The organism is Marinomonas foliarum (assembly GCF_003337275.1).
Taxonomy (GTDB): Bacteria; Pseudomonadota; Gammaproteobacteria; order Pseudomonadales; family Marinomonadaceae; genus Marinomonas; species Marinomonas foliarum.
Genome location: NZ_QPJQ01000057.1, coordinates 1 through 9,004, shown reverse-complemented (window position 1 = coordinate 9,004; position 9,004 = coordinate 1). Strand labels below are relative to the sequence as shown.

The window sequence follows — 9,004 nt, the reverse complement described above, 5'->3', positions numbered from 1 at the left end:
AGAGGCGTTGAACCACCTGATCCCATCCCGAACTCAGAAGTGAAAAGCGCCATCGCCGATGGTAGTGTGGGAGATCCCATGTGAGAGTAGGTCGTTATCAAGATTTATTTATGAAGGCCCTGATAGCTGATGTTATCAGGGCTTTTTGCATTTCAAGGCTAGTTTCAGATACAAAGTATGAGAAGCTGAACCACCTGATTCCATCCCGAACTCAGAAGTGACTCTTTATTAGCCACAGGCGCTCGCCATCGCCAATGGTGGTGTGGGGGATCCCATGTGAGAGTAGGTCGTTATCAAGATTTATTTATGAAGGCCCTGATAGCTAATGTTATCAGGGCTTTTTGCATTCCAAAGCTAGTTTCAGATACAAAGTATGAGAGGCTGAACCACCTGATCCCATCCCGAACTCAGAAGTGACTCTTTATTAGCAACAGGCGCTCGCCATCGCCAATGGTGGTGTGGGGGATCCCATGTGAGAGTAGGTCGTTATCAAGATTTAATTAAGAAGACCCTGATTACGCAAGTAGTCAGGTTTTTTTTTGTTCAAAATAAATTTAACAAAGAAGGGCGCTTATTGTTGCCTGTTAGATATACTTTCTGGTCGATATCTAATAATTGAGGGAATGAATTCTGTTAACCTTATAGCCCTACACAGATAGCAGTGTGATGTTTAATGGAGTGTTTGCGATATGTCGCCTATATATAGTGTTATTATATTAACTCTTCTTGCCGGCTTGGCAATGCCTCTAGGGGCTTTGGTAGCCAATTTCGAACGCATAAAACCTCAGTGGTTAGAAACAGAATTAATGCATGGTGTTACGGCCTTTGGCGGTGGTGCTTTGTTGTCGGCGATTGCTTTGGTTCTTGTGCCAGAAGGTATTCCTCACTTTTCTCCTTGGTCTGCAGCTGTGTTGTTTTTATCGGGTGGCATGGCGTTTATGTGGCTTGATATTTGGTTATCTAAACAACAAACTTCTATGAGTCAATTAGTCGCTATGCTAGCAGATTTTATTCCTGAGTCTCTGGCGTTGGGTGCCGCGTTTGCGTTAGGAACCATTAATGGTGTGTTACTCGCTGGACTGATTGCTATGCAAAACCTTCCAGAAGGTTTTAATGCTTTTCGTGAATTAAAGGCGTCATCACCTTATCGCTCATGGACAATTATTTTTTTGTTTGTGTTGCTTGCTTTGTGTGGCCCGATAGCGGGCGTTATTGCCCATCTTTGGTTAGCCGAATGGCCAGTTATCATATCCGGTGTGATGTTGTTCGCATCAGGCGGTATTTTATATGCAGTGTTCCAAGATATTGCTCCGCGAGTTGCTTTAGAAAAACATTGGATGCCGCCAATGGGAGCTGTAATGGGTTTTGTGTTGGGGTTGGTTGGTTATATGTTAGTGCATTAGTTAAAAATGTATACAAAAATGGATATTTTGAAATATAGTTAGAGCTCTTTTTAAACCAATACAGGTAGTAGGGTTGTGCTCAGAATATTAAAAGATTTTAGTTTAAGTGCATTTGTTGCAGGGTTTGTGGCAGTGCTTATTGGTTTTGCGAGTTCCGTGGCAATCGTATTTCAGGCCGCTCAAGCGGCTGGCGCCGATTCTAGTATCATAGTGTCTTGGATTATGGCGTTAGGACTTGGTATGGGGGCAACCTGCTTCTTCCTTTCTTTGTGGTATCGTTCTCCTGTTATTACGGCTTGGTCAACGCCTGGCGCCGCATTGTTAGCGACGAGCCTAGGAACAATCAGTTATTCCGAAGCGATAGGTGTGTTCGTTTTTGCTGGCATACTCACTCTGCTAACTGGTATTTCTGGTCTATTTGATAAAGTCATGCGTTTGGTTCCTTTGCCTCTAGCTTGTGCCATGTTGGCTGGTGTTCTTTTTAAGTTTGGCCTTTCTATTTTCGATTCTATGATGAGTGATGTTTTCCTTGTGGGAATCATGCTTATGACGTATTTAGTGAGCAAACGACTTTTACCTCGCTATGCTGTGTTGTTTGTTTTGGTGGCTGGAATTGCATTTGTACTGGCGAGGTCCGATGGTAACTTAATGTCTGATGTTCCTTTCTCTCTTGGCGCGTTTGTATGGGTTTGGCCTGAATGGAATATTAGTGCATTAATTGGTATCGGTATTCCGTTATATATTGTGACTATGACCTCTCAGAATATTCCAGGTGTAGCTGTGATGCGCAGTAGTAGCTACCAAACTCCTGTTTCTCCACTAATTAGTTGGACCGGGTTTACTTCTATTATACTGGCGCCTTTAGGTGGTTTTGCTTTTAATTTAGCCGCGATTACGGCTGCCATTTGTTCTGGCGATGAATGTCACAAAGACCCTAAACGACGCTATATTGCTGGATTGTCTGCAGGCGTATTCTATTGGTTAGCTGGTTTAGCTGGTACGTCTGTGGTTGCTATATTTTCGATTTTTCCTGTAACTATGATTGCAGCTTTAGCGGGTATTGCATTGTTAGGTACTATCGGTATGAATTTGAAAAATGCGATGGCGGATGACTCTAATCGAGAAGCGGCATTAATAACTTTTTTAGTGACGGTATCTGGTGTGTCCTTTGGTGGTGTTGCATCCGCTTTTTGGGGGATTTTGTTTGGCGTTATTTGTCTTTTGATATCTAACATTAAGTTCAAATAAGAAGAATTTTTATGGATATAATCCAAAGTATTAAAGAAGACATCTTAAACAATCATTTACCAAGAGGTATCCCATTAAGGCAGGCATATCTATCTACCCGATATGGTGTGAGTAGAATTCCTATTAGGGACGCATTGCAGGCCTTAAAATCTGAAGGTTGGCTTGTTCTGCACGGCAAAGCTGGAGTGATGATTCCTGATTTAAATTGGCAGGAGGCTGAGGATCTTTATTTAATGCGAGCTGAATTAGAATGCCTTTTATTCGAAATGGCATTTGAGTGTATCCATGATAAAGATGTCGCTAAGGCAAGGTTATTTTTATTAGAGTTGGATCAAGAATATGTTAGTTTGGTTAGTCGTGGTGAGCTGAATTGGTGCTTTCACAGTGCTTTGTATATGCCTGCCAATCGACCTACATTACTGCGAGTGGTTGAAGGATTGAACAAACAGGCGGTGCGTTATCTCGGGTTTCAATTTGGGCCTTTAGGATATCAAGCGAAAAGCCAAGATCAGCATGAACAGCTCATTGCTTTGATTGAAGCTAGAGATAAAAATGCTGCACTTATTTTATTAAGGCAGCATATTGAAAAGGCTGGTGTTTTGCTCACTGGCTACCTGAAAAAGCTGGCTAGTGGCTAAGTGTTAGTGTTCTTCGTTAGAAGGTTGAGGTAAATATACGATCAGGCTGGCCCCACCTAAGCTAAGAGAAGATTCTTTTTTGATATAGCCTTGAGAGTCATTGGTTCTATGTGCTGAAGCTGATAATTCGGCAAAATACAGCCCTAGCCCTGTATTGCCTTCAAGAAACTCATCTGGTTCTTCCTCTATAGGTTTAAAACCTTGACCATCGTCTTCAATTGAAATGATTAGGAAGTTATTTTCTTGTTTTGCATTGATGGAAATTTTTGATTTGGCAAATCGAAATGCATTGTAGACCGCAGTACTTACAACGGCCGTCATTAGCCGTTCATCAAAAGTGCCTGTCAGGCCTGCATCACAATGATAGTTTAGTTCTAGGCTTCTTGCATTAGCGGATGGTTGTAGGGCAAATACTTGGTCGTCTAAGAACTCATCAAGTAAAAAAGTATCGACATGTAGATCATAGCCGTCAGATGCGAGTCTATATAAATATAAGTACTCAACCCACTCATCATTAAGTTTTTTGAGAGACTCTTCAATTAAAACAATTTTCTTTTGGTTTACATCTTTGCTTACCATCGAATCTTTCAGGCTTTGTAGTTGGTAAAGCAAAGTCCCCACCTGATTTTTGCTTTCGTGGATTGCGCTTGCCAAGATTGTGCTGATATCGATTTTTTTCATCTTTTAAATTCCAAAAGATTCTGCGTAGGTCGAACTTTGTTGTTTGGTTGGAGCTGTTGCTGCTCCTCCTTTGACTTCACTCAGCCATGCTTCAAAAATTTGCTTCGCTGTAAGTATGTCCTTATCGGCTAAAAATACATCGATCTCACAACTGTATGCTTTTGCCTTGTTATTAGGGTCTTCAAAGAAAGATTCGTGTACTTTTTTTAGTGTGCTGTCAAAGTTGTCCCTTTGCCTAGGTAGTAATGGGCCATTATCAGAGATACGAGCAAGGGACTCTAGATGATTTAGGTAAACTTCTGCGGTGTTATAACAAGAATACTTCGCTAAGAAAACAGCTCGTCTATACGACATCTCTGCCGTTATGCTGTCATTGAGTAATAAACTTATTTTGCCTAGTTCCATTTGACGTAGAATATTTTTTGGGGATCGTGCAATAGCTTCAACTAAAGTTGCTTGCGCTTCTTCTAGTTTTCCTTCTGCAACTTGGATCTTTGCTAACCAATCATAAGCGCTGACGAAAAAACGATTATCAAGCATCAGCTGACGAAAGCTTTGTTCTGCTTTTTCAAATTCGCCCATTAAAAAATAAGATTTACCTTTACCAAATAACGCCCATGGCATCTTTCGGCTTTTAACTGTTTTGTTAAATAAAGACAGTGCTTTATTGTATTCTTGTATTTCTAAAAAACTTTCACCAATGATACGTTCGCATTTCCCTGTCAAAGAGGGATGCTTTTCCATAACGGTTTTTGCTGAGGATATGGCGCTTTCATAATCGCCTTTATCCAGTGCAACATTGACGTCATATAATCTCTCTTTTGTTTCTAACAACTTGCTAAGTCGACGCTGCAAGCCTGCCTGAGAGAATGGTTTGGTGATATATCCATCAGGTTGATACTCAATCGCGCCCATCACCATTTCAATCGATGTTTCAGCTGTTACCATTAAGTAAGTGGCCGTATTTGGTATCAGTTTTGAATGTCTAACTTCTTCTAGAAGTTGTTGCCCGTCTTTGCCATTGCCAAGATTGTAATCAGACAAAATGACATCGAAACTTTTATTCTTTAGGAGTTCTATGGCTGTTTCCGCTTTCATGGCTATGTCTATGGAAGTGAAGCCGAAGTCTGTCAGCATTTTGCGCTGCATTATTCGAGCTTCTGCCATATCTTCTATGAGTAGAGCTTTTTTCTTTGAAAAGTCTTGTTGGGCCATAAAAAATTACATTCCATATCGAGCAATTATAAAAAGGACTTGTTTGGATTAATAATCAGATCTTCTGAAAAAATTTCGTCTTCTTCCGATGTTTGCTGAGGAATGGAGTAGGATTCACTTGCCCATGCACCCAAATCAATTAACTTGCATCTAGGGCTGCAAAAAGGACGGTCTGGATTCTCTTTCGACCAAGGGGATTTTTTTTGGCAAGTTGGGCAAGCAACTAACGAAGATTTATTGGTATCTGGCATGAATGAGACTCTAAATTTATAATGACTCTAGAATTTTTTGGTGCAATTTTAAGACTTTAGCATTCATATCATTAAGATTGCCAGCGTTTTCCAAGATGAAGTCCGCCTTCATAAGTCGTTCACTATTGCTTAGTTGTGCAGAGATTATTTTTTGTGCACTTTCTTTATCTACTTGATCGCGATTGATGACTCTTTGTATTTGAACGGTTTTAGGAACATCAATGACGATAACCTTTTTGCAGATAGCATCTTGCTTTGTTTCAAATAATAAAGGGTGAACAAGAAGTACGTATTCTGAAGTGGCGGCATGAAGCTGAGCTGCTACTTCATTTCTAATTGCCGGGTGTGTTAATGACTCCAGCCATGATCGCTCTAACGGAGCATCAAAAATAATCTCGCGTAACGCTCGTCGGTTTAGGGTTCCATCATTTGATAGAATTTGGCTACCGTAGCGTTGTTCAATTTGCTTGAGGCAGTATGAACCTGGTAATACAACTGATCTTGCAACATCATCTGCGTCAACGCTTTGAATACCAAGCTCATTAAAGCATTTCGCTATTGTACTTTTGCCTGAACCAATGCCGCCAGCAAGGCCAATGATAGGAATGGTATGATCTGTCATAGAGTTAAATAGAATACTAATAGGGATGAAATAGTTAAAAAAGGACCAAAGGCGATGTAGTCTAGGTTGCTTCTTTTTGAGATCACAGTGTATAGGATTCCACTTAAACTTGCACAAAGTAACAAGACTGGAAGATGTAAGAGTCCAAGCCAAGCACCCAGAGCAGCTAAGAGTTTAGCGTCACCTAGCCCAATACCTTCTTTACCTCTAAATACTGTATAGCGCCAGTGTAGAGTATAAACTAAACCATACCCTGCCATCATGCCTAGAACGCTGTAATTTAGATTATTTGTAGATGTATGAAGCAATAATGCGCAAGCAAGCGCCAAAGTATTGCATTCATCAGGGATGAGCTTGTGTTCAATATCCATGACGGTCGCGGTAATTAATGCGCTAACTAGCAAGGTTAACAAGGTCAGCGAGTAAAAATCATCGAATAGCCACAAGAGAGGTAAGCAGCATAGTAAGTGTATGCTTTCGATAATAATATAACGAGAAGATATCTTCTGTTTGCAGTAGCGACATTTACCTTTTAGGGCGACAAAACTAAAGATAGGTATGAGGTCTTTATAGGTCAGGGTTTGTTTACAGTGAGTGCAATGAGAGCGTCTTCTATTGAACTGCATTGTTGATGAGCTGGTGAACGGTATATATAGTAGAAGGTGTGCCTCTTTTTTCCACAAATAGTGTTGTTTTGCTGGCCATCTTATTGTGTAGGCAGCAGAAAAACTCCCTATGCAAAGTGCTATCATACAATATAAAACCCATACCGATAGAGTTAAATCCATTTACGAAATCTCCATTAAAGGCGTATACAGAGAAACAAGTGCAGTGGCAACGACACTGCCTGCAATCACAAGACACAGAGCAGGAATAAATTTCTCTAAAATTGAGATGTTTTTTTGCCAGCGTTTCTCGTGCTCTTTAGCGGCTAAAACTAATGCTCTTTCTATATCACCATCCTGCTCTGCAGAGTGTAAGGCTATTGAAGATTCGTTAGGGAACCAGTGGAGAGGGAAGGTTTCTGCGTAGTTCTTGCCTAAACGAAGGGTGTAGTAGGCGGTGTAAATCTCGTTCTTTGTGGGGAGGTGCTGGAAATATCCAGGCATGTTTTTTAATGCCTGTTGTAATGTTAGGCCTGTTCTTCTGATGGTGCTTAACAAAGAAAATAATTTCGTCAAACGGAAATTGTTGCTGTATTTTTCTAGCCAATAGCATGCATGGCCTTGGTGAAGGCTACGTATAACGCCAATTTGGATAATGCTAAAAATTGCATAGATTGAAAGGTTGACTTTTAAGCTCGCTAGATAGGCGCCTGTTGACTGATCTTGCAAGATACGATTAACGATAAGGATGATGAAAGCAATTTGAATGACACTAAATGGATAGATAACAGTTTTCAGTAATCGTTGAGATCATTCAAGTAGTGATTTGAGTTGATGTATTGACACGCTTAGGCTTTTCTCGCAGTCCTCTCTTGTGCCCTGAGAATTAAGTAGCTGAGTGTAAGGCTCTGCTGAGTTTTGAGTTAATTTGCTTAATGCGTCATTAAAAGTTGTGCCTCTCTCCAGCTCTCCTAATATGGCTTGACTGATGCTAGCTATTCTGGAATTAGAAGAAGATAAAGCGAAATGCGCAATAGCTTGGTTAAGCTGTAGTCCTGATTGTAGGGCGCTTTGAATTTCTTCATAAAAAATTTGAAGTGATTTGTAATCAAATTTCTTAGGAGTCCATTCGGATATGGCTATTTGCCAATAGCCTTTGCTTATAGTGTGAAAAAGTATCTCTTGTTCCGAGTCTCCATATTTATAATCGACCTTCCCATTGATATGTGTGATTTTAAACCATGGCATATTTGGATTCACTATTCAGGTGAGGGTATGCTTCCCATAAAGAAGGGGATGAAATAAGCGTATCATAGTCTTTTGGAAGAGATGTTTCCCAAAGAGGTGATATTCCATGAAATACAGGGTGTTGAGATGTGCTTTTATAATGCATCGACTGGTGAATTATAAGTTTTAGCGAGCTTGCTAAAGAGAAAAAATCTACCTGCCAGCCATGGCATCGATGTATGGCGTCTAATGCTGAGTTTGTATGTAATGTTGCCAGTACAAGGTGTCCAGTTAGAGCGGCATTAACCGCGAGATTTGCAGTGATGGCATCCCTTACTTCTCCCACCATTATCACATCTGGGTCTTGCCTAAGAAATGATTTCAACAGCGTAGCAGAGTCCAGCCCGATAGCAGGGTTAGGTTCGCATTGAAACAAGCCAGTGATTTCATATTCCACAGGGTCTTCAATGGTGAAAATGGTTTTTTTGCCAGTATTCAACACATCTAGGCATGAATATAGAGTGGTGCTTTTTCCTGCACCAGTAGCGCCGCACACTAGAATCAAGCCGCTGGAATAATCTAAAGCAGAAGACAAGGCAGAATGAAGGTTGGGTTGTATGCCAATTTCATTTAGTGACAAACGGTTCTTATCTGGCAATAAACGCAGTGCGACTTTTTCGCCTTTAACAGTTGAAATTATGCTTACTCTAATAAAAGTACTGCGGTTTCTTTCTTCAAATAAAAACTGTCCCTCTTGTGTTCTTCTTGTTTCTGAAAGGTCTAAATTTGAACGCATTTTTATGCGATTGATCAAATTAGTTCCAATTGGCAGATCGATAACCTTATGCAAGGTGCCATATCGGCGTTGATAGACATGTAAGCCTCTATTGGTGTGCTCTAAATGAACATCTGTTGCATGTTGGTTAACCGAGTTAGAAATAATTTCCTCTAATGTCATAGCACACCTTCCGTTGAACTATCACATTGCAGAGGCAGTAGGTTAGGGTCTAAGTCCGAAATGAATCGCCACTAATTAGCTAGACACCTTTTAGTTAGATAAAATGATCTAAGTGAGAGGTATTTATGAGCAAAGTACGTTACCCAGAACAATTCA

Annotated in this window: 11 protein-coding genes and 1 rRNA gene; 4 read left to right on the top strand and 8 right to left on the bottom strand. The window is 40.5% G+C overall.

All coding sequences use genetic code 11. The features are described from left to right. From rrf to DFP77_RS18870, 4 genes are all read left to right on the top strand, one after another. A 5S ribosomal RNA gene (gene rrf, locus DFP77_RS18885) occupies nt 1-103 on the top strand; the annotation flags it as partial. A 586-nt stretch (nt 104-689) separates the two neighbouring features. After that, a complete protein-coding gene (locus DFP77_RS18880) occupies nt 690-1,403 on the top strand; it encodes a ZIP family metal transporter (protein ID WP_114413741.1) in 714 nt (237 codons plus the stop codon). A gap of 75 nt (nt 1,404-1,478) precedes the next feature. Further along, nucleotides 1,479-2,651 (top strand): benzoate/H(+) symporter BenE family transporter, encoded by a 1,173-nt coding sequence (locus DFP77_RS18875; RefSeq protein ID WP_114413740.1) that lies wholly within the window; start codon nt 1,479-1,481, stop codon nt 2,649-2,651. Between the two features lie 11 nt (nt 2,652-2,662). After that, nucleotides 2,663-3,289, top strand: a complete 627-nt coding sequence (locus DFP77_RS18870; RefSeq protein ID WP_114413739.1) for a GntR family transcriptional regulator — start codon at nt 2,663-2,665, stop codon at nt 3,287-3,289. 3 nt (nt 3,290-3,292) lie between these two features. On the opposite strand, the gene DFP77_RS18865 is transcribed toward DFP77_RS18870, so the two are convergent. From DFP77_RS18865 to DFP77_RS18835, 8 genes are all read right to left on the bottom strand, one after another. Next, a complete protein-coding gene (locus DFP77_RS18865; RefSeq protein WP_114413738.1) occupies nt 3,293-3,970 on the bottom strand; it encodes a sensor histidine kinase in 678 nt (225 codons plus the stop codon). 3 nt (nt 3,971-3,973) lie between these two features. Next, nucleotides 3,974-5,185 (bottom strand): response regulator, encoded by a 1,212-nt coding sequence (locus DFP77_RS18860; RefSeq protein WP_114413737.1) that lies wholly within the window; start codon nt 5,183-5,185, stop codon nt 3,974-3,976. 26 nt (nt 5,186-5,211) lie between these two features. After that, the gene (locus DFP77_RS18855) at nt 5,212-5,436 is read right to left on the bottom strand and encodes a DNA gyrase inhibitor YacG (RefSeq protein WP_114413736.1); all 225 of its coding nucleotides are present in this window, start codon (nt 5,434-5,436) and stop codon (nt 5,212-5,214) included. 16 nt (nt 5,437-5,452) lie between these two features. Then, complete coding sequence (gene coaE / locus DFP77_RS18850; protein ID WP_114413735.1) at nt 5,453-6,058, bottom strand: dephospho-CoA kinase; 606 nt, start codon at nt 6,056-6,058, stop codon at nt 5,453-5,455. Next, on the bottom strand, nt 6,055-6,846 hold the full coding sequence (locus DFP77_RS18845) for a prepilin peptidase (RefSeq protein WP_114413734.1): 792 nt from the start codon (nt 6,844-6,846) through the stop codon (nt 6,055-6,057). The genes coaE and DFP77_RS18845 overlap by 4 nt, the downstream gene beginning before the upstream one ends. Then, nucleotides 6,847-7,392 (bottom strand): type II secretion system F family protein, encoded by a 546-nt coding sequence (locus tag DFP77_RS19930; RefSeq protein WP_258861228.1) that lies wholly within the window; start codon nt 7,390-7,392, stop codon nt 6,847-6,849. Between the two features lie 81 nt (nt 7,393-7,473). Beyond that, nucleotides 7,474-7,911, bottom strand: coding sequence for a type II secretion system F family protein (locus tag DFP77_RS19925; protein ID WP_258861227.1), 438 nt, complete (start codon nt 7,909-7,911; stop codon nt 7,474-7,476). Then, the gene (locus DFP77_RS18835; protein WP_114413733.1) at nt 7,898-8,848 is read right to left on the bottom strand and encodes a GspE/PulE family protein; all 951 of its coding nucleotides are present in this window, start codon (nt 8,846-8,848) and stop codon (nt 7,898-7,900) included. Before DFP77_RS18835 ends, DFP77_RS19925 begins: the two co-directional genes overlap by 14 nt. Between the last annotated feature and the right edge of the window lie 156 nt (nt 8,849-9,004).

Coding starts and splice junctions, on each gene's coding strand:
- DFP77_RS18880 (WP_114413741.1), top strand. CDS start 690: ATGTCGCCTATATATAGTGTTATTATATTAACTCTTCTTGCCGGCTTG.
- DFP77_RS18870 (WP_114413739.1), top strand. CDS start 2,663: ATGGATATAATCCAAAGTATTAAAGAAGACATCTTAAACAATCATTTA.
- DFP77_RS18865 (WP_114413738.1), bottom strand. CDS start 3,970: ATGAAAAAAATCGATATCAGCACAATCTTGGCAAGCGCAATCCACGAA.
- DFP77_RS18860 (WP_114413737.1), bottom strand. CDS start 5,185: ATGGCCCAACAAGACTTTTCAAAGAAAAAAGCTCTACTCATAGAAGAT.
- DFP77_RS18855 (WP_114413736.1), bottom strand. CDS start 5,436: ATGCCAGATACCAATAAATCTTCGTTAGTTGCTTGCCCAACTTGCCAA.
- coaE (WP_114413735.1), bottom strand. CDS start 6,058: ATGACAGATCATACCATTCCTATCATTGGCCTTGCTGGCGGCATTGGT.
- DFP77_RS18845 (WP_114413734.1), bottom strand. CDS start 6,846: ATGGATTTAACTCTATCGGTATGGGTTTTATATTGTATGATAGCACTT.
- DFP77_RS19925 (WP_258861227.1), bottom strand. CDS start 7,911: ATGCCATGGTTTAAAATCACACATATCAATGGGAAGGTCGATTATAAA.
- DFP77_RS18835 (WP_114413733.1), bottom strand. CDS start 8,848: ATGACATTAGAGGAAATTATTTCTAACTCGGTTAACCAACATGCAACA.